General features: G+C 30.6%; 14 protein-coding genes and 1 other annotated feature. Of the genes, 3 read left to right on the top strand and 11 right to left on the bottom strand.

The window, feature by feature from the left end:
• The first annotated feature begins 4 nt into the window (after positions 1 to 4).
• Complete coding sequence (locus ACCQ40_RS07100) at positions 5 to 2281, top strand: purple acid phosphatase family protein (RefSeq protein ID WP_410033187.1); 2277 nt, start codon at positions 5 to 7, stop codon at positions 2279 to 2281.
• An 82-nt stretch (positions 2282 to 2363) separates the two neighbouring features.
• Here ACCQ40_RS07100 and brnQ read toward each other — a convergent pair whose 3' ends face one another.
• A complete protein-coding gene (brnQ, locus tag ACCQ40_RS07095) occupies positions 2364 to 3710 on the bottom strand; it encodes a branched-chain amino acid transport system II carrier protein (RefSeq protein ID WP_410033186.1) in 1347 nt (448 codons plus the stop codon).
• A 63-nt stretch (positions 3711 to 3773) separates the two neighbouring features.
• Positions 3774 to 4001: a binding site (T-box leader), on the bottom strand.
• A 136-nt stretch (positions 4002 to 4137) separates the two neighbouring features.
• Positions 4138 to 4974, bottom strand: coding sequence for an aldo/keto reductase (locus ACCQ40_RS07090; RefSeq protein ID WP_410033185.1), 837 nt, complete (start codon positions 4972 to 4974; stop codon positions 4138 to 4140).
• 51 nt (positions 4975 to 5025) lie between these two features.
• Between ACCQ40_RS07090 and ymfI the strand changes: the two genes are divergently transcribed.
• Entirely contained in the window at positions 5026 to 5754 is a 729-nt protein-coding gene (ymfI, locus tag ACCQ40_RS07085; RefSeq protein ID WP_410033184.1) for an elongation factor P 5-aminopentanone reductase, read from the top strand.
• A gap of 53 nt (positions 5755 to 5807) precedes the next feature.
• Here the strand turns inward: ymfI and ACCQ40_RS07080 are convergent, their stop codons facing one another.
• The 9 genes from ACCQ40_RS07080 to ACCQ40_RS07040 form a co-directional block, all read right to left on the bottom strand.
• Positions 5808 to 6281 carry a GyrI-like domain-containing protein gene (locus ACCQ40_RS07080; RefSeq protein ID WP_410033183.1) on the bottom strand — a complete coding sequence of 158 codons (474 nt, stop codon included), beginning with the start codon at positions 6279 to 6281 and terminating at the stop codon, positions 5808 to 5810.
• Positions 6282 to 6360: 79 nt separating this feature from the next.
• The gene (locus ACCQ40_RS07075) at positions 6361 to 9738 is read right to left on the bottom strand and encodes a UvrD-helicase domain-containing protein (RefSeq protein WP_410033182.1); all 3378 of its coding nucleotides are present in this window, start codon (positions 9736 to 9738) and stop codon (positions 6361 to 6363) included.
• Entirely contained in the window at positions 9731 to 13099 is a 3369-nt protein-coding gene (locus ACCQ40_RS07070; RefSeq protein ID WP_410033181.1) for a PD-(D/E)XK nuclease family protein, read from the bottom strand. The genes ACCQ40_RS07075 and ACCQ40_RS07070 overlap by 8 nt, the downstream gene beginning before the upstream one ends.
• Positions 13096 to 16152, bottom strand: coding sequence for an AAA family ATPase (locus ACCQ40_RS07065; protein WP_410033180.1), 3057 nt, complete (start codon positions 16150 to 16152; stop codon positions 13096 to 13098). Before ACCQ40_RS07065 ends, ACCQ40_RS07070 begins: the two co-directional genes overlap by 4 nt.
• On the bottom strand, positions 16149 to 17249 hold the full coding sequence (locus tag ACCQ40_RS07060; RefSeq protein WP_410033179.1) for an exonuclease SbcCD subunit D: 1101 nt from the start codon (positions 17247 to 17249) through the stop codon (positions 16149 to 16151). The genes ACCQ40_RS07065 and ACCQ40_RS07060 overlap by 4 nt, the downstream gene beginning before the upstream one ends.
• Entirely contained in the window at positions 17246 to 17968 is a 723-nt protein-coding gene (gene yaaA / locus ACCQ40_RS07055) for a peroxide stress protein YaaA (protein WP_410033178.1), read from the bottom strand. Before yaaA ends, ACCQ40_RS07060 begins: the two co-directional genes overlap by 4 nt.
• Before the next feature lie 56 nt (positions 17969 to 18024).
• Positions 18025 to 18822 carry a metal ABC transporter permease gene (locus ACCQ40_RS07050; protein ID WP_394018683.1) on the bottom strand — a complete coding sequence of 266 codons (798 nt, stop codon included), beginning with the start codon at positions 18820 to 18822 and terminating at the stop codon, positions 18025 to 18027.
• Complete coding sequence (locus ACCQ40_RS07045; RefSeq protein ID WP_394018685.1) at positions 18815 to 19480, bottom strand: metal ABC transporter ATP-binding protein; 666 nt, start codon at positions 19478 to 19480, stop codon at positions 18815 to 18817. The genes ACCQ40_RS07050 and ACCQ40_RS07045 overlap by 8 nt, the downstream gene beginning before the upstream one ends.
• On the bottom strand, positions 19481 to 20704 hold the full coding sequence (locus ACCQ40_RS07040) for a metal ABC transporter solute-binding protein, Zn/Mn family (protein ID WP_410033177.1): 1224 nt from the start codon (positions 20702 to 20704) through the stop codon (positions 19481 to 19483). It lies immediately after the preceding gene.
• Positions 20705 to 20804: 100 nt separating this feature from the next.
• Here ACCQ40_RS07040 and ACCQ40_RS07035 point away from each other — a divergent pair, with 100 nt between their 5' ends.
• A complete protein-coding gene (locus tag ACCQ40_RS07035) occupies positions 20805 to 21218 on the top strand; it encodes a Fur family transcriptional regulator (protein WP_394018689.1) in 414 nt (137 codons plus the stop codon).
• The last annotated feature ends 25 nt before the right edge of the window (positions 21219 to 21243 follow it).

Here is a 21243-nt window from a genome sequence, read left to right as displayed (position 1 = left end):
TCTTATGAAAAAATATAACAAATTAGTCTTAGCCCTAGCTATTGCCAGCGCAAGTGCTGCAATTTTACCAGTACAAGATACATATGCAGCAGAAGATATAGCAGTAAAAAATGAGACTGCTATTGAAGAAAACAAAGAAATATCTGATGCTCCTAGTACATATGAAGAAGACTTAGAAGCAACTGCATATGAGGCAGAAAATCCTTTTAACTTTCAAGATGATGAAGTTACATTTCCAAAAAATGAGGCAAATGTAAGAGAATCTGATGGAACAAATAAGTTTAATAGGGCTACAGAAACTGAAAGAGAAACCTTTGGTGAAGATAAAAATGTTACAAACATCGACCCAGAAGTTGCTAAAAAATTAGAAGAAACTAAGGGTGAATACGGTAAGAAAAATGGAGAATATGCTAACCATAACCTAAAAGCAATCACTACTCCAATTAAAAATATCGTAGTAAACAATGGTAAAAACGAAAACGAACTAGCAATTACTTGGTTTGCTAAGGGTGATGTTACAGAATCAAGACTCGTTTTTGATGGAAAAGAATATGAACCTATTAGAGCTAGAAAAACTGGAGATGTAAATGATTACAGCACATATACAGCTATAGTAGATATTACTCCAGGTAAAACTTATAGCTATTATGTTAAATCAGGATCATACAAATCTGACACCTACACTATAAAAACAAAAGCTTTAGGAAAAAATAACGAATTTAAAGTAGGATACTTTGGTGACCCACAAATGGGATCTGGGGATAGTGTCTGGGACTCTAAGGGCCTAAATAAAAATACCCAAGCAAAGGTTGACCAAGATAAGGTAGACTTTGCAAAAACAATAAATAAGGCTCGTGAACTAGACCCACACTTCTACCTATCAATGGGAGATAACGTAGAAATTGCAAACTACGAAGGTGAATACGACTACTTTTTGGACAATGATTTATTTAAAGATAGTATCTTCTCAACTGTAGTAGGTAATCACGAAACTTATGTAGATGATAAAAATGGTAGCCAAAGAAATACAGTTTTCTCTGATCACTTCCACCTACCTAACGAATCAAAATTAGGTTCTATTTCTAAAATTAATGAAGATGGAACTGCTTACTATATTTCTGGAGACTACTACTATTCTTACGGTGATACACTTTTCTTAAACATCAACTCAAATGTAAATGACTCAAAAGAACACGAAGCATTTATCAAAGATTCTATTGCAAAAGCAACTAAAGAACGTGGTAAAAACTTCTCATGGAAAGTAGTATCCTTCCACCACGCTCCATACTCAACAGCAACTCACACATCTGATACAGATATCCTTCAAAGAAGACATGAACTAGTAAGAATCTTTAATGAAAATGGCATCGATATTGTACTAAACGGCCACGATCACATCTATACAAGAACTGGTCAAATGGTAGCTGGTGAGCAAGTACTAAGTTTTGAAGATGCTTATGGTACAGATCCAAAAAATGAAAATGCTGGTATCAATGATGGATTCTCAAAAACCTATAACAACAAAGTCTATAAAGATAACAAAGTTGTAGTAGATGGTATAAAATTAGACTATGACCAAAAAGAAGTAACAAACCCACGTGGAACTTTATTCTTAACAATGTCTACATCAGCAGGGTCAAAATTCTACAACCCAATTGGAGAGGACCAATGGTTTGTAAATAGAAGTTTAGATGATAGAAGCCAATTATTCTCAAGCTTAACTTTCTCTAAAAACCTGTTTAACGTACAAACAATGAACCCATACGGAGAAATCGTAGACTTTTACACTATCAGAAAAACAGATGACTTTATTGAAAACCCTGCTATAAACAATGAGTTTTCAAAAGCAAAACTAGAAGTATTTATCAAAGAAGCTAAAAATAACAAGCCAGTAGATGAAGAAAGTAACATAGAATTATACAAGCTAGCAATCGAGAGAGCTGAAGAAGTATTAAATGCAACATTTACTAGCCAAGAAGAAGTAGATGCAGCAATTAAAGTACTTGAGACAAGACTTTCAAATGTAGAGTTTATTGCTGAAAACACAGTAGATAACAAAGTAGATAATAAAAAAACTGCTAAACAAGTAAAAGGTGAAAAAGCTCCAAAAGCTGTTAAAAAAGTAGAAAAAGAAACTAAAGTAAATAAAAAAGAAATCAAAACTTCTAACAAAGTTGCTAAAAAATCTAGCAACCCAAAAACAGGTATTGGTGCACTTACAGGAGTTTATGCAACATTATCAGTTGCAGCAGCAGGATTATTTGCTACAAAAAGAAAATAATTGAATAAATTATAAATAAAAAGACGAGTGAAAATTACTCGTCTTTTTTATTTATAAGGTCTTACTTATTCTTTTTTGTTGATTAGTTATTAGCCGTTCTCGCTACACTAGTTTGTCTTGAATTTTCTACTACTTTTGAAACTAAAGTTACTAGTACTAATACTACAAGAGTTGGCAGTAACCATGATAACCCTTCTACATATAATGGAAGAGAAACAAGGGCATCAGTAAGAACTCCCAGTCTTAGATTAAATGTTTTATTTAAAACTTCATGTAATGGAAGTACAACTGATACAAATGCAGCAGCTACATAAGAAGCGTTAGAATAATCTACATAATCATGGCTTATACCCATTACTATAAGCACTAGAGCTACTGGATATATTATTTGTAAAAGTGGTACTGAAAATGCTAATAATCTGTTTAAACCAAAGTTTGCCATTAAAAATGAAAATAGTGTCCATATAAATACCCAGTTTCTATAAGATAATCTATGATTAAATAATTCTTCAAAGTATTCCCCACCACTTGTTATTAAACCAACACAAGTTGTAAGACAAGCAAGAGTAAATATAACTGCTAATAAAACTAAACCAAAATTGCCTAGTACCAATTTTATAGATTCAGTAAGTACTTGGGCGCCATTTTCAAGTCCTGGAAATTTTTGAGATCCTATCATACCTATTGTTGCAAGCATAGCATAAACTACAAATAAAACAACTCCTGCAAGAGCACCAGCTTTTACTTCGTACTTTGTAACCTCTTTTTCATCTGTCACACCAAATCTTCTTATAGCTTGGGCTATTACAAAACCAAAATTTAGGGCAGCTACAGCATCCATAGTATCATAGCCAGCTAAAAATCCTTTTGTAACAGGTCCTGTTGCATAATCACCAGTAGGCAAAGAAACATTTCTACTCATTGTAACAACTCTTATAAACATTATAAGTATAAGAACTAATAAAGTTGGTGTAAGGTACTTGCCTATTCTTTTTACTAACTTATTAGGCTTTAGACATATAGCCATAGCTATAGCAAAAAATACCAAAGTATATAAAAATCTTGCTAGACCTAGGCTAAAAGTTTCAGGCACATAAGGAGCTATGGCCATTTCAAACGGAACAGATCCTGCTCTTGGTATGCCAAGTCCTGGTCCTATTGATAAATATATTGCAGTTGTAAAAACAACTGAAAATACTGGACCGACCCTATTAGCTAGTTTTGTTAAACCATTAGTTTTTCCTACTACAATTGCCCCAACAACTGGGAATAATACAGCAGTAACACTAAAAGCAAGCAGTGAAATATAAGTAGCAGATCCAGCTTGGTTACCTAAAAGTGGCGGGAAAATTAAGTTTCCAGCTCCAAAAAATAAACCAAATAGCATTATGCTAACTTGTAAAAACTGACTTCTTGATAATTTTTTCATTATTTCCTCCAAAAAAATATTCCACAATATTTATCCATTAAAAAAGTCCCTTGTCTAAAATAGACAAAGGACGAAAATTTCCGCGTTACCACCTTTATTCTTATATAAAATAAGCAACTCAAGCATCTAACAATGCCGGGTCCTGATAACGCCAACCATAGCGACACATCTTACTTAGTTCAGATGTGCAAAAGAAAAATGATTTTCGAACTTATTTCTAAGGATGGATTTCACCAAACTCCAACTCTCTGTGCTTATAGATAAGCCTACTCGTTTTTTCATAATTTTTATAAATAATTATTGTTAAGATAATTATAGGGCAATTAAATTTTCTTGTCAAATATTTTTACATAAAAATAAATATTAACGTAAATTTATTTAGTTAAATATCTAAATATCAAAGCTATATGAAAGCCTGATAATAATATTACATATTAGCAGCTTTTTCTAACCATTCTTTATCTTCTGGATTTGCAGAATATCTTTCTTTTTTATCAAGACTTGCTAAAGCATTCATATCTTCATCTGTTAAGTTAAAGTCAAATAAATCTATATTTTCATATATTCTTTCTTCGTGAGATGATTTTACTAAAACCATAACTCCTCTTTCGATATTCCATTTTAAGGCAATTTGAGCTGGAGTTTTACCATATTTTTTAGCTATTTCATCAAGGACATTTTCTTTTAATAAATTTGATTTTCCTTGAGCAAGTGGTCCCCATGCTTGGTGAAGGATTTTGTTTTCTTTTAAAAACTGATGAGTATCTTTATCTTGTAAGTGGAGGTGACTTTCTAATTGGTCAACAACTGGTACTGTGCCTTCTTTTAATAATTCTGACATTTGATTTACAGAAAAATTGCATACACCAATACTTTTTATAATCCCTTGGTCTTTATAGTCATTTAAAACTTTCCAAGCTTCTCTAAAATCATCTCCATACCAGTGTAATAAGGCTACATCTAGGTAGTCAACTCCTAAGTCTTTTAAGGATACATCAATAGATTCTTTTGCCTTATCAGCAGAATAAGCATTTGGCCATACTTTTGTAGCTATTTGATAATCTTCACGATTTTTACCATAGGTCTTTAAATATTTTCCTAAAAGATTTTCATTTTCATAAAATTTCGCTGTATCAAAATAAGTATAGCCAGCCTTAAGAGCAGTTTCTACTGCAAGGTCCATATCTTTTTCTTCAGTTATTTTATAAGTACCAAATCCTATTGCAGGTACCTTTGTTCCATCATTTAATGTAAAATAATCCATAATATTCACTCCTTCATTATTATCTATACCCAGTTGTGATATAATTTTAATATGAGAACAGTTTTGATTACAGGATCTTCTCGTGGCATAGGAGCTGCCATTGCTAGAAGGCTAAATGATGAATACAAGATAATAATTAATTATAATAAAAGCAAAGATCAAGCTATAAATCTTATGAATGAGCTTAGAAAAACAAATCCCAATGTTATAGCAGTAAAAGCTGATGTATCTAATGAAGATGAAGTGGAAAATATGTTTGCCATTGCTGAGCAAAACTTCGGTCATGTTGATATTTTAATAAATAATGCTGGGATTTCTCATTTTTCCCTTATCCAAGATATAGACTTTGCCACTTGGAAAAATATTATAAATACCAACCTAAATTCAGTTTTTTTAAATAGTAAGCGTGCTATACCAAATATGATTTCTAACCAGTATGGAGTGATTATAAACATGAGCTCTATTTGGGGAGATTTTGGTGCTAGCATGGAAGCCTTATATTCTACATCAAAGGGTGCTATAAATACTTTTACAAAAGCTATGGCAAAAGAACTAGCTCCCTCTGGGATAAGGGTAAATGCTATTGCCCCAGGAATTGTAGAAACTGATATGATGAAAAATGATTTTAGCAAGGAAGAATTAGAAGCATTAAAAAATGAGGTTGCGATAAATAGGTTTGCAAAACCAGAAGAGATTGCAGGCCTTGTTAGCTATCTAATTTCAGATGAAGCAAGCTATATAACTGGAGATATTATCCATATAAATGGAGGTTTTTATTAAAAAAAGTCTCATAAGCTAAAACAATAGCGTATGAGACTTAAATCAATATTAAATTATATTATTGGTACACAAAGCTCGCATAAGTGATTATCGACCAAACTTTTTTTATATCTTTCTATAATAGGCCTTTTATAATCCTGAGAGTATCCTTTCTGTATCAATATTTTGTGATAATTTATCCAGATACTTTGTATACTCTCTTGGGTGTGTGGAATTAAAAATATTAGATACTTTCCACCTCTAATTTTTCTAGAATAAATTTCTTCTTCTATGTCGTTTTCTATAAAATTATCTTTAAAAATCACTCCTACATCATATCTGCACTCACTTGGACTAACTAGTTCTGGGTTATCTAAAGCTATAGAAAGTATAGTTGTGTCTTTATCAAATGCAATATTATTCCTTAACCAACTTTTAAATCTTTCCATTAATATTTTATTTTCTGGTCCATATTCACCTACTCTTCTCATATATATAAATTCTGAGTCAGGGATATTTTCCAATTCACATTTTAAATAAAAATTCAATTTATATTCTCCAATATTTGTTAGTACATCGATGTCTAAGGAAATTGTATATCGATTTAAAATGGATTTCAAATGAATTTTAAAAATTATGGTTTACTTCTTCTAACTCAGAAAAATTGTACCAATAAATATATGACTTATTCACTGGTTTTTTTAAACTTTCTTCAATGGCTAATTTATATATTTTTAGCTGGTCATCATAGAGGCTTTCTCTTTTGATTTTATCAGTTTTAAAGTCTAGTAAAACTATTTCATCTTCAAGTTCAAACATAATATCTATCTGCCCATTTACATAATAGTCTTCATATTTCATTAAGAAAGTTTCTTCTTTTCTGATATTTGCTGCATTTTGGTAGAGATTTTTTATTAGAGGGTTTTTAAAGTAGGCTATAATTTTTTCTTCTTCTATGACCTTTAGCTCATCTTGTTTTACTTTATTTTCTAGAACTAATCTTTTAAGCGCTCGATCTAGGCTCCTATTATCATATTTTTGATAAGATAGTCCTTGGAAAACTTTATGGATGATAGTTCCCCTATCGGTTGGCTTGTACTCTCTTACTTCAGAAATAAAGTTTGGTTTTCTAAACTCTCCTGTTTCTTCAAATTTACTGTAGGATGGTAGTTCGTATCCATCTTCTTCTGGGTTGAAGTTTTTGCTAATCTCTGTTACAGATTTTTTGATAGAATCTTTGGTATCAGCCTCATATTTATATCTTTTTGTAAATAACTCTACAAACTTATCATAAAGCTTATCGTGAGCATTAGCTGCTAAAATATCTGATATATCCTCTCCCTTACTAACTTTATAGTCACTTTCTTCTGTAAAGGTTAAAATTTCTGCTATATTAGAAAGTTCATCTGTAGTATATTCATTTTCTAATAAATCTAGACTTATCTTATCCTCAGAAAGACTTGCTATAATCCAATCTAGGTAGGTTGACATATTTAGATAATCATCCCTACTATTTAATTTATTTACTGTGTTTAGATTTCTATTTCCCACTATTATAAGTTTATTTATAGCACGAGTTAGAGCAACGTAGAGGACTCTCATCTCTTCTCTTTTATTTTCCATGGTCATTTTTTCTGTAATCAGGTCTTTTTTAAGAGATGTTAGCCTTATTTTATTTTCATAGTCTGCTACATTTATACCTATACCTAGCTCATCGTCAAAAACTACACTTTCTCTAAGGTGCTTGTTGTTAAATCTCTTGTTAGCATCTGCTAAAATAACTACTGGAAACTCTAGTCCCTTGGACTTATGAATGGTCATAATTCTAACTAGATTTTCATTTTCTGATAGGTCACGGGCTGGGTTTATATTATCTGTTTGGTATAAGGATAAATTTTCTACATAGTCTAGAAATCCATACAAGCCATTATCGTTATTCGCTTCATAATCACTCATAAGATCTATAAAAGCTTCGACATTGGCTATCCTGTCACTTGCCCTATCACGGGCCATTAAAAATTCGTAAAACTTAGAATTTTCAAAAATATAGTTACCAAATTCATATAAGTCCATAAGGGATAGTTGGTAGGAAAAATCATTATATGCTGTTTTAAAGTCATTTATTTTTACTAAAATGTCATCATCTTTACTATAATTTTCAAAGGCTTCATAAAATTTGGCATATTTTGAATCTAGCCTAATAGCTGCTATATCATCTTCGCTAAACTTATAGATATCACTGCGGATAACTGATAAGAGAGTGATGTCATCTTTTGGATTTGCAATAAGTTTTAACATATTTATAAAAAATGTAACTTCTACCGCTCCAAAGGAAACTTTACTTATATCGTTAAAAAATGGGATGCCTGCTTTTTTAAAGGCATTTTCGTATAAATAAGATTTAGAACCACTTCTTAAAAGTATTGCTATATCCTTATACTCGTATCCCTCTTCTATTAAATTTTCTATTACCTTTACCAAGTGATTTTCTTCGGATAGTTTTTCTTCTAGAACATGGACTTCTGATTTTGGATTAGCTTTATCAAATTCTTTGGTAGGATTTAGCCTGTGCCCGCCATTTTTATAATCTATGCCAGAAGCTTCTTTAGTCATCAGCCTATCAAAAATATAGTTTACAAATTCTATGATATCCTGATCTGTCCTAAAGTTTTCATTTAGGTTTATCCTAATAGAGTCTTTATATTCATCGCTATCGTATGATTCTAACTTATCTAAGAAAAGTTGTGGCTCTGCACGTCTAAAACCGTAGATAGATTGTTTGACATCGCCTACAAAGAATAAATTGTCTTCTCTTTTTAATTTTTCTATGATATAGTTTTGGATTTCGTTACTATCCTGGTACTCATCAAAGAATATATAGGCAAATCTTTCTCTTAAAACTTGATTAGCTTCTTCATTGTCTATTAATTTTATAAACTCCGCCTCAATATCGTTAAAGTCAAGGTAGGACTTATCTCTCTTTTTAACCTGGTATTTTTTTAGAAATCTTTTGGTCAGATAATTGATTTCTTTTAGAACTTCTACTTCTTTTTTGCCAAATTCACTTATGATATGGGAATTTGTATTTAAAACTAGGGAGCTAATATTTTTTAATTCTTTTTTATAAAGGTCCCTGTTATTTTTTATAATAGCTTGGATGTCTTTTTCATCTTTACGAGCCCTTACCATGGTAGTAAATTTTGCCTTATTGACTTTTTCTATAAATAAGTCCCAGTCTGTAAATATTAGCTGGTTTAGACTATTTACAAGGTTATAGTCATCACTAAGCATATCCTCATATTCGACACGCAAATTATTTTCCCTAGCTATGGTTTTATTTTTGCTGATGTCTGCTAAGATTAAATCTACTTTTTCCCTTACTATTTCTTTAAAAATATTAAAATCAAAAGGACTTTCTGTTTTGCTATCTAGCCAAGCTATAGGGTCTATTTGTGATGTTAGTTTATCGTAAGTTTTTAAAATGATTGATTTTGCTGCCCTGTCATTGCGGCTGGTGGCAAAATTGTGGATAAAGTTATGAAAGTCAGCACTTTTTTTTGCGTATTCCTCATCAAAAACTTCATCTATGGCCTCTTCTTTTAAAATTACATTTGCATTTTCACTAATAATGCTAAAGTTTGGACTAAGATCATCAAAATAGTAAAAGTATCCTCTAAGCATATCTGATGCAAAGGAGTGGAGGGTTTGGATATGGGCGTGTTTTAATAATTTTAGCTGGTCTTTTAAGAATTTATTAGAAGTATCATTTTCTATTTGATCTTCTAAGGCCTCTCTTATCCTATCTTTCATCTCAATGGAAGCTTTGTTGGTAAAGGTAACTATAATCATCTTATCTATAGGAACTTTCTCATCTAGCATAAGGCTTATTACTCTATCAACTAAGACCCTAGTTTTACCAGATCCAGCTGCGGCAGAAATTATTATATTTTTATCTCGCTCTTTTATGGCCTTTGCTTGGCCTGGTGTATAAACTATATCACTCATCTAGATCCTCCCTATCTTTATAAAGGTCAGTTATAGTTTTCTTTTTATCAAATTCCCTATATTTATCACTATCGATACTCTCATCAAACTTACATATGCCTTTAAAATCACAATACTGACACTCATTTTGTGTATCAGAATATCTTATAGGATGAAGTTTTATATTACCCATTTTAATTTCTTTGATATATTTACTGATAAGGTCTTTGGCAAAGTCATTTACTATTTGCTCTTCTTCAGTAGATAAAATATCGGTGTTTTTTGTATCGATAACCCCAATATTTTTGCTATCGTAGTTTTCCTTGTCTATAAGCTTAAAGACCTCCTCATTTACTTTTACAATGAGCCCATTCATTTTAAACTTATCTTCATAAATTTTTTCGATATTGGACTTTTCGTATGCGCCATCCATTTTTTCAAGTTCATCTGATAATGGCATATAAAATGATCCTATTGGAGTAATTTCGTTTCCCCCGGCTTTTGCACTCATCATATAAACTAAAAGCTGGAGATCTAGGCCATTTAGAATATTTACTATTTTAAATACTTTTTTACCAGTCTTATAATCTATAATCCTTAGATAATTTGATGCCTTATCTATCCTATCAATCCTACCTCTGAGGTAATTTTCCTCATCTACATATACTCCTGGCAAGCCATTTTCTTTGTCATAACCAAAGTCTACCTCTACATCTGCTACTTTAAATTCTCCTTTTTTAAGTTGGTTGATGACTTCTTTGGAGTTATTTTTGGTATTTTTGATTAAGTTATTTAAAATAAATTCATTGCGTGGGTCACTTCTACGAGCCGTATCTAGGTAATTATCTATGCTAGTAGAAAAATTTTCTATAATTAATTGGTCAAGCTCTTCATTTGTAATATTTTCTATATCACTATCTTTAATTAGCCTTGATACATCTTCTAGGGAGTTATGAACTATAGATCCTAGCTCTCTGGCATCTACATCATAATTTTCTTCATAGTAAGGTTTGATACCAAAGTTTACAAAGTACCTATAAGGGCACCTAGAGTAAGTTTCTATTTCTGTAACATTAAAATGATTTTTAGGGTATAGATTTTTGGCGTTGGTTTTATCCAAATTATTTTTAATATTTGAGTAATATAAACCATCCACCAAAGTCTGAAAGTCTCCATGATCTTTTATGTAGGATAAGTAAGATTTAGTAAATAATAAATCATTTTTATCTACCTCTTCCCCTTTTCGTACATTCCATAAAGTTTCCATGGCATATTTTTGTGACAATTCTTCAGAAAAAATTATTTCATTTAAAGGTAGACTAGTTAAATCTGTCGTTTTCATTGCCGGGAATATTTTTAAAATATCATTTAAAACTATGGACTTATTAATGGCTCCCCCATCCTTATCACTTAAGGCATAGGATAAATAAATTTTATCTGATACACTTATCATCTTGTAAAGATTAAGCTTTTCGCGTTCTTCCATATCTTCTTCATAGATTTTTAAATCTAGATTAAGGTCAGCTAGTTTATCCTTGTCTTCTTTGCCTACTAGAAAATCTCCACTAGCTTTTGATGGGAAAAATGTATCGTTAAGTCCTAGGGCAAAGTTAACTGGTCTTTGGGAAACTCTTGGTCTTTTAAAATTTGTGACCGTTATGTGATCTTTAGTTGGTGGTATGATACCTATATCAATATCAGCTGCAGTAGCTAGGATAATATCGTAAATTGCTTTTAAAGTTGCTTTCCTATCTGCCATTAGGTTCATAAGTTCTTCTAGTATAGAAATAAACTTATCCCAAACCTGGTCATTCTCATCATAATCATCCAAGTCTCCTTCTTCTAAGAGGATATTTTGATAATTGTTGATTCCCCTTATAAAACCAGGATTGCTTATCATAGTATAAATAGCATTTATAATTTCAGATGTACTGGTATTTTCTTTATTTTTAATCGCTAATAAACCATCTAGAAGGTCTAATATTTGTCTTCTAATCTCTTTTACAATTTTTTCTTTATTTATCTTGGCAAGTAATTTCTCATCTTTATAAGGATCATCCTTGTAAAGATTTTTATAAAAGTCTATGTCTAAGTCAAAGTACTTATCTTCTAAGAACATAGATCCTTTTATTTTACGGGTATTGATATAGTTTTGGAATATTATTATCTTATCAGTCCCCGCTTTTCCAAAGTCAAAAATATTGGACCTTAAAAAGTAGGATAAATCATGACTATTAAAATCATAGATTACAAGCCTAAGGGCTGCCAGCCAGCTTTTTACAATATGGTTTTCGGACAATTTGTTAGTTTTATCAAGAAAAACTGGCAAATCATATCTATTAAATACTTTTTTAATCTCATTTTCGTATTGGTCAGCATCTGTAATATAGACTGCTATATCCTTATAACGTAAGTTTTCTTCATAGACTAATTTATTTATAGTTAAGGCTATATTTTCTACTTCATTTTTTGTAGAAATAGATTCTAATAAATGGATACTTGAAGGATTATCCTTATAGGTTACTGGATTGTATCTTTCAAAATTTATACACAGATGATTGATATCATCGTGGGGATTTATTTGAGTATCTAGATTTATTTCATTTATTGTGGCGATATCATTAAGCCTATAATAAAATTTATTGGCCATATCATAGATTTCTAGGTCTTTGGCCATAGGATTATTTATAAATGTTTTATCTAAGGTAAGGGCTACATTTACCTTTGCCCCAAGTCTTACAAGCTCTGCTATAAAATCCATTTTTATATCAGAAACATAGTCAAACTTATCAAAATAAAAATTTGCATCTTTTAAAAAGTCGCAAGAAGGCAGTCTTGTAATGACTTGGTTTAACCTATCTTCTGAGTCTAGGAACTTATCCTTTATTTCCTTTTGGTAGGCCTCATAGATTAACTTTATTTCTTTAAATTTTAATTTTAATATCTCATCATCAGAATTTTCTTTGATGTTTTCATAAAAAGCTTGGTCAAAGTTATTGTCTTTTATATTTGTAATGATAGATTCTATGTCATTTATAAAATCAATATTGTTATACTTGACCTTAAAAAGGGTTAAATCATCGTTGATATCTCTTAGGATGTTGCTAAGTAAAATAATTTTTCCAGACTTACTTAGGATATTATCAGAAAGGCCCCCGGTCCTATCTATTATAAATCTTGATAGAGATGAAAAGGATAATACCTTGGCATCCATAACTGTCTTATAAGAAATATTATCCATAAGATTTATATCAGACTGTAAGGTATATTGCTCTGGGACTATTAAAAATGCCCTTTCTTTATTATCTAAATTTTCTTCTATTTTTTTGTAAATATACCTGCTATTAGCATCAGGTGACTTTGAAATAATTGTATTTATCATGCTATTACCTCTAAGCTACTTCCTTTATCTTCCCTGTAAGTTACAAGGATTTTGCCATCTATGGCATCTTTTAGTTCATTTACGTGGCTGATTAGGCCTACAAATTTATTATCATAAGAAAGTTTTTCTATCTGTTCTATAACTTTGCCTAAATAATCATCAGATAAGGTTCCAAATCCTTCATCTATAAATAAAGTATCAATGGTGATTCCACCATTTTCTGCACTTATCTCATCTGATAAACCAAGAGCTAAGGAAAGGGAAGCTAAAAATGATTCCCCACCAGAAAGAGTAGATGCTGGACGAGTTTTTCCTGTATTTGCATCTAAGATTTCTATATCAAGTCCAGATTGCGATCTTAGATTTTGTCCCTCTGAAGTTCGAGCCATGGTAAATTGGCCATTTGACATTTGTAAAAGTCTTTTGTTTGCATAATTTAGGATCCTATCAAAATAATAAGTTAGCACAAAGGTCTCAAAATCAACTTTTTGCCTACCGGCTACCTTTCCTGTTGCCCCATTGGCAATTTCTGATAATTTATCTAGGATTAAACTTTCATCAGATAATTTTTCGTATTTTTCTTCTAAAACTTTTATATTTGCTAATATATCTTTGATAGATAAGATTTTGACCTTGGTATTAGAGATTTCTTCATTAATTTGACCTAACATTTGGCTAGCTTCTTCAATCTCGCCTTCTACTTTTTCTAAATCAACTAGGTCTCTACCCTCAAACTCTTTTAAGTTTTTAAAGTTGATTTTTAGTTCCTCTAAAATTTTAAAGTAAGTATCAATTTGATTTGATTTAGCTTTTATTTCATCAAATAAAGCAAGGTATGATTTATATTCATCAAAACCTATAAATTGTTCTGATATTTTATTATCTAAATCAATCGTAGTATTTTCAATATCTTCCTTAGTCTTTTTAATATTTTCTTTATAATTTTTTACCTCAGTTTGAGTTTTTGTTTGAATGTTTAGGAGATTATTATGTTTTGTAGCTATTTCTTTTATCTCTTCTTCTAAAGAGTTTATCTTCTTATCTAGATTTTCTAGTTCACTAGATAAATTTTCTAAATCAAGGTCTGCCATCTTTTCTTTATTAGACTGGTAGTAGATTTTTAGCTCTTCTGAATTCTTAGTTTTTTCTTTTAACTGGTCTAATAGATTATTATTGTTCTCTATATGAGCTGTATTTTGACTTAGATTTCCCTTTTTATCCTTACTTGCTACTAGTAGTTCATTTATCGATTTTTCTATATCTTCTTTTTCTTTTTCAATATTAGCTATTTTAATATCAAGATTGGAATTTACTTTTAAGATTTGATCAATTTCTTTTACTTTTGTTATAGAGTCTTTATAAAAATTATTTTCAGTTTTAAGCTTGGTTATTTCAGCATTTATCTGATTTAAATTTTTATTTATAAGCTCAATGTCTATTTCTTCTACTGGTAGCTTTTCAAAATGATTTGTATGTTTATCCCCACATACTGGACAAGTCCCTGTTTCATTTAGGTCATCTATGAGCTTATTTATTTCTATTATTTTTCTGTTTTGTTCAAAATTTTCTACTTGACCTAGTAATTGACCTTGCTTTTTTTCCTTAGCAAGCAGGTCTTTTTCATTTTCATTTATTTTTTCCAATAAATCTTGATTTTTCTTATAGGTTTCTAGTTCATCACAAGCTTCTTTTTTGCTTTGCTTTAAATCAGTAAGATTTTTCTCTAGGGCTAGATTCTCATTTCTTTTATCATCCAAACTATTATTTAACTCGTATAAGTCCTTGCGATTTTTCTCTAGATTTTCTTTTAACTCTTCATTTGCTTTGCTTATTTCACTTATACTTAGTAAGTCTTTTTCTATTTGTAGGTAGGCTTGCTCTTTCTTCTTAAATTCTTTTAAACTATTAATAGAATCTATTATTTTAGTTTTACTTATTTTAAGCTCATCTAAATCTTTATTTTTCTCATCGATTAGTAAGTAATTTTCTTTACTTTTTTCTATTTCCTGGCTGATTTCTTCTAAAAGCTTACTTGCTTTTTCCAATTGATTTTCATTTAACGCTAGACTTGTCTTACTTTTTTCTAGGTTTTCTTCGATAATTGCTATATTTTTAGCATAAGTAGCTTTTTGTCTTTTTTCACGAAGGTCAATATAATAGGTTTCATCTATTAATTTTTCTTCTAGATTTGTCTTTACCTCTCTAAATTTTAGGATATTTTCATTTAAGTTTTTGTCCTTTTCTCTTTGTTCTAAAAGTGAAGTGTAAGTTTGATTTTCCTTAGCATATGCTTCTTTCTTGCTAGTTAAGTTTTTTTCATAGCTACCACTAATATTTTCAATCTTTTCTACAATTACCTTAAAGTCGTGTGTAATTCTTTCCCCACTATCGATTGCATCATTTATCTCGCTATCTTTTTCTATTTCATTTTGTAGATTTTTATCTATATATTCTAGGTCTTTTTTGCTAGCGCGTGATTTTTCTTTTATGGTTTCTTGGATTTTTTTGTATTGGTCTGTTTTAAATATTTTACCTAATAGATCTGTACGGTCTTTGGAACTAGCATGTAAAAATTGCTGGAATTCTCCTTGGGCTAGTAGCATCACCTTTGTAAATTGGTCTTTATCTAGACCGATTATATTTATTATTTCTTTTTCAACATCCCCTATTTTTTCTGCTAGCAGAATCTTCTCATCTGTTATATCATAAAGGCTTGCTGTATGTTTGATGTCCTGATCTATTTTTGTTCTTTTTGCCCTTTGGCTGGGAATTCGCTCTATTTGATAAATTTTATTATCAACCTCAAAGCTAAATTTTACATAAGTATATAAATCTTCTGGTGTAAGAAAATCTGATCTTAGTTTATCCATGGGAATATCACGGGAAGTTTTTCCATATAGGGCAAAGCTTATAGCATCAAAAATACTAGTTTTACCTGATCCGGTATCTCCAGAAATAATAAATATTTTCTTATCATAAAGCCTGGTAAAATCTATGTCTATTTTCTCCTTGTAGGTTATAAATCCTCTTAGTTCTAGTTTTATAGGCTTCATTCTATAATCCTTCCTATTAAATCTAGTTCATCATTACTTATTTCTTCATCCATCTTGTACTTATAAAATTCCTTAAAAAGTTCGAGGCTATCTTTATTTGCCAAATCAAGCTTTAAATCACTGGTCGCATTAAATATTCCGCTATTTTTATAGGTGACTTGTACTGAATGGGGGAATTTTTCCTTTAATTTACCCATAGCATTATCGATTGTGTGGTCATCTTCTAGGATAAATTTTAGATAATCATCACTAGCATCCATTTTTATTATGTCAGCAAAGTGTCCTTCAATTATTCTAAAATCTCTTAAAGGCTTTATTTCCACATCAAAAGTCTCCACCTTATCTGTTATATCCACTATAGTAACAGACTTACTAGCCTTTGCTTCATCAAAAGAATATTTCATAAAAGTTCCTGAATATCTTATTTTTGGATCTATGACATAGTGTTTGCCATGCAAGTGGCCTAGGGCTACATAGTCAAATCCTAAAAACAAATGCCCATCCATGGCATCTGACCCACCAATTATAAGGGGTTTCTGCCCTTCATAGTAAGCATCCTCATCTTCTATACCGATATTATTGGCATAGCAATGGGTAATTAATACATTTCTATCCTTATAAGATTTGTCCTTTAATAAGTTTTTATAAAGGTCGGTGAAATTTTCTATATCTTCATCAAATAAAAGTTTACCTTGGTTTAGGGAAATGTATGGGATTAGGTGAAAGTTTACCTTACCGTATTCATCTTCTAGAGTGATTACTTCATCTTTGTATTCCCCAAATAAATAATAATTTTTCTCTGTAAAAAATTTAGTATTTACATCTAATCTTTTAGCAGAATCATGGTTACCACTTATAGCTAAAACTGGTTTTGCTCTTTTAAAAATAATTTCATCTATAAAATCAGAATAAAGTCTTAGGGCATCTACACTTGCGATTGTCGTATCAAAGATATCTCCTGCTATAATAACTACATCGATATTTTTTTCATCAATAATATTTAGAATCTGATCTAGAGCGTACTTTTGATCTTCTATTAGAGAATAATTTCCTATATACTTTCCTAAGTGTAGGTCTGATAAGTGGAGTAATCTCATGAATGGCTCCTTATATATACATACTCATTTTCTGTAGAGTTATATGGATCGTATTTGTAGCCATTTACTACAAGTTTTTTTATATCTTCTGGGTCTTCTATTTTTTTACTAATAATTTCCTTTAGCATCTGCCCACGGGCTTGTTTCATCCAGGCTGTATAGGAACGAAGTTTTCCATCCTTATCATCTTTAAAACTTAGGCTAAGAAATTTATCATCCTTTTTTAAAAATGGTCTTATAGTTTTTGTGTACTCCTTGCTGGCTAAATTTATTATTAAATCATTATCTTTATATAATTCCTTATATAAGTCATCTCCCCAAAACTCATATAAGTTAATATCCGAGTTATTAAAGTATAGCCTATAATCAGCCATCCCAGTTAAGGGTTTTAATAATCCATAGAGAGCTGAAATTATATAGACATGGTCATTTAAATATCCCAAATCATCAAAATCTTTTTTATCAAATTGTTTAAAAACAAGGCCATCATAAGCAAAGATTGCTGGATTATCAAGGTTTTCAAAGTCAAACTCTTGGTAATCGTAATAGGCTTTTTCTGTTAATTTATCATTAGTTCTATTGAGATTACCCATCTCATTCATAGAATATTTTTTAAATTTATCTACCAAAATCTTGGTTTTTTCTGGAAATAGTAGACCTTCAGTCTCTATTCCCTCATTTTTCTTAAAACTTTTTGCAGGTGAAATAATTATTTTCATTCTAATTCCTCCATCTATATAAATTATAGCATAGAAAAATAGCAGGCCCTAACCTGCTATTTGCGTGTTTTGATAAATGATATTAAAGATATAATTATGAAAAATCCTACTGCTATTAGGACTATGGCTCCACCAGGCTTTACTCCCATATAGTAACTAGCTATAATTCCTAAAATCATAAAGATAGTAGAAAAAACTATGGAAAGTTTAAAGGTCGACTTATATGATTTGGTAAAAATCATAGCTGAAGCCACCGGGATTGTCATAAGTGATGTAATCATAAGGGCCCCAACAGTTTTTGCTGAAATAGCAACTGTAATTGCTGTTATAAAGGTAAATAAATTATTAATTAGCCTTGTATTTACCCCTGCAAGTCTTGCTAAAACTGAGTTTATAGATGTATATAAAAGTCCATAATAAAAATAAATCGAACTTATAAGAACAATTACAAAAATAAGAGCAACTATATATAAATCATCCTGGCTCACTGTAGTAATTGATCCAAACATAAAGGACTCAAAGTTTGTCCCGCCAGGAGTAAAGTCAGATAAGATTGATGCAATGGCAATACCTGTACTCATTACAATAGCTGTCGCCATATCCCCGTATTTAGGAAATTTCTTCCTTAAAGTTTCTATAGCAAAACTTGCTAGGATACAGACTATAATTGATGTCCACATAGGATTGATACCAAAAATTAATCCAAGACCAATCCCAGCAAGGGAGCTATGACTTAGGGCATCTCCTATCATAGATGTTTTTCTATTTATCATTATAATACCAATCATAGGAATAATAATTGCAAGCATGATTCCTATGGCAAAGGCTCTGCGCATAAAGCTAAATTCAAGCATTTATAAGCCTTCCCTCCTTTAAGACCCTAGTTTTATTTACAAACTTATCTATCAAATCCATCTCATGGCTAATGATAAGAATTGTTATATCATGTCTTTTATTTAAATGGGCCAGCAAGTCCAAAAACTCTTCCTTACTTTTTTGATCAATACCTACTGTAGGCTCATCTAATATAAGTATTTTAGGATTTGCTACCATTGATCTTGCAATCATCACTCGCTGCTGCTGGCCACCTGATAACTTATTAAAAGGCCTATCTTTTAGATTTTCTATATCTAGTCTTTTAAATATATCATTAGTTTTTCTAACGACTTCTTTACTAGGTCTTTTAAAAACATTAAATTCCCTATAGAGATTTAAAATTACATACTCAAAACATGTCAGAGGGAAAGTAATATCTCTTGACTCACTAAGTTGAGGGACATAACCTATATCACTAAAGTCATCAATATTTTCAATAGCTTTGCCTAAAATATTTATCTTTCCATCTTGTTTTTTAAGCTCTCCGGTAAGGATTTTTATTAGGGTTGTCTTACCACTACCATTTTGCCCAGATATGGCTAGAAAGTCTCCTTCATCCACTTCTAAGTTTATATCTTTTAATATTAATTTTTCATTATATCCAAAATTTAAATTTTTTATTTCAATAACACTCATTTATTTTTCCATAGATTTGTATAATTCTTCAAGGTTATATTTTATCAAATCTTGATAGCTAGTTCCATTGTTTAATTCTTCATCAGTTGCAAATTCTAAAGTATTTAAAGGCACTGTCGTAGCATCTATTTCATCTGCAATAGTTTTAGCAGATTTATCTGACCCACCCATTTCATAAAATACTGTATCTATACCTAGGTCTTTAGCCTTGATTATAGCATTTTTTAAAGTTTTTGCATCAGCATCTTCTGTTGCACCAAGGCTTGTAAGAGCTATTTGATTTAGGCCAAAATCGTTAGCTAAATAACCAAAGGCTTGGTGACTTACCAAGAAGTTTTTATTATCTATACTTGCAAATTTTTCCGTATATTCATCAATCATTGCATTAAGTTCTTCTTCAATTTTTTTGTAATTATCCATATAATAGTCTCTATTAGCTGGATCTATTTCAGATAATTTTTCTGCTATTACCTTTGCTTGAGCTATACCATTTTTTGGGCTAAGCCATGTGTGGGGATCAAATTCTCCATGCTGGTGGTGTTCATGATTATCTTCATAGTCATGGTGGTGATATCCATTATCATTTTCATGGTCATGGTGGTGATGTTCATAATCATCTTCATATTCATGATGGTTAGTTCTATAATCATTTTCATAGTCATAGTGGTGATGTCCATTATCATTTTCACGGTCATGGTGGTGATGTCCATTATCATCTTCATAGTCATGGTGGTGATGTCCATAATTATTTTCATGATTATAGTATTCATCGTCGTATTCGTGATCGTGGTTATGGCTACCTTTTATAAGTTCTACATCTTTTGTAGTATTTACTAGCTCAATGTCAGATGAACTTTCTAAAGATTCTTCCCATTCTTCCATGCCAGCACCATTTATAAACATAACTTGGCTATTTGATAGCTCAGCAATATCTTTTGCTGATGGTTCCCAGCCATGGCTTTCTGTTTTAAGGTTAGTAAAAGATTTTACATCAAATTTATCCCCTGCTATTTGCTTAGTTAGGTTATAAATTGGGAAAAATGATGCATAGACACTTACACTTTCCATATTTTGATTGGTATCTTCTACTTTTTTATCAACCTTCTCATTATTAGTTTCATCAATAACTTCTGTTTGTGTATTGTTTTCTGCTGGTTGTTGATTATTACAAGCACTTAAGCCCACACCTAGGGCCATTACTAATGCCATTTTTTTGTATTTCATAATTGCCTCCATTTAGTTAATGCAAATCATTTGCATTTAAGATTATATAATAATTTTTTTATATGTCAAATGCTTGTATAATAATAATTGGAGGTTAATAATGACCATAGATGACCTATTAAAAGAGAAAAACTTAAAAGTTACAAAAAATAGAAAAATAATATTAAAATCCTTGCAAAAAGAAGAAAACCCTATATCAGCAGAAGAGCTTTTTGATAAATTAAAAAGAGAAAATGAAATTGACCTATCGACTATATACAGAAATTTAAATATTTTGGAAGAAAAGGGTGTATTGTTAAAAACAACAAATTTAGATGGAATAAACTATTATCAGATTAACAATAGCAACCACAAGCACTTTTTAACATGTAATAATTGCCACAAGAAATTTGTAATAGAAGACTGTCCAGTTCATGAACTAGAAGAAAAAATAGAAAATCAAACTGGTTTTATTATAAATGGGCATAATTTTGAATTTACAGGCATATGCCCTGACTGCCAAAATAAATATTAAATAAAAAAGCTGTTATAAGATTATA

The organism is Anaerococcus cruorum (genome assembly GCF_046365495.1).
Taxonomy (GTDB): domain Bacteria; phylum Bacillota; class Clostridia; order Tissierellales; family Peptoniphilaceae; genus Anaerococcus; species Anaerococcus cruorum.
The sequence above is the reverse complement of the archived record's forward strand: the minus strand, read 5'-3'. Positions and strand labels throughout refer to the sequence as shown.

Bases quoted from the DNA above. Each gene is read 5' to 3' on its own strand.
- ACCQ40_RS07100 (WP_410033187.1), top strand. From the start codon at position 5: ATGAAAAAATATAACAAATTAGTCTTAGCCCTAGCTATTGCCAGCGCA.
- brnQ (WP_410033186.1), bottom strand. From the start codon at position 3,710: ATGAAAAAATTATCAAGAAGTCAGTTTTTACAAGTTAGCATAATGCTA.
- ACCQ40_RS07090 (WP_410033185.1), bottom strand. From the start codon at position 4,974: ATGGATTATTTTACATTAAATGATGGAACAAAGGTACCTGCAATAGGA.
- ymfI (WP_410033184.1), top strand. From the start codon at position 5,026: ATGAGAACAGTTTTGATTACAGGATCTTCTCGTGGCATAGGAGCTGCC.
- ACCQ40_RS07075 (WP_410033182.1), bottom strand. From the start codon at position 9,738: ATGAGTGATATAGTTTATACACCAGGCCAAGCAAAGGCCATAAAAGAG.
- ACCQ40_RS07070 (WP_410033181.1), bottom strand. From the start codon at position 13,099: ATGATAAATACAATTATTTCAAAGTCACCTGATGCTAATAGCAGGTAT.
- ACCQ40_RS07065 (WP_410033180.1), bottom strand. From the start codon at position 16,152: ATGAAGCCTATAAAACTAGAACTAAGAGGATTTATAACCTACAAGGAG.
- ACCQ40_RS07060 (WP_410033179.1), bottom strand. From the start codon at position 17,249: ATGAGATTACTCCACTTATCAGACCTACACTTAGGAAAGTATATAGGA.
- yaaA (WP_410033178.1), bottom strand. From the start codon at position 17,968: ATGAAAATAATTATTTCACCTGCAAAAAGTTTTAAGAAAAATGAGGGA.
- ACCQ40_RS07050 (WP_394018683.1), bottom strand. From the start codon at position 18,822: ATGCTTGAATTTAGCTTTATGCGCAGAGCCTTTGCCATAGGAATCATG.
- ACCQ40_RS07045 (WP_394018685.1), bottom strand. From the start codon at position 19,480: ATGAGTGTTATTGAAATAAAAAATTTAAATTTTGGATATAATGAAAAA.
- ACCQ40_RS07040 (WP_410033177.1), bottom strand. From the start codon at position 20,704: ATGAAATACAAAAAAATGGCATTAGTAATGGCCCTAGGTGTGGGCTTA.
- ACCQ40_RS07035 (WP_394018689.1), top strand. From the start codon at position 20,805: ATGACCATAGATGACCTATTAAAAGAGAAAAACTTAAAAGTTACAAAA.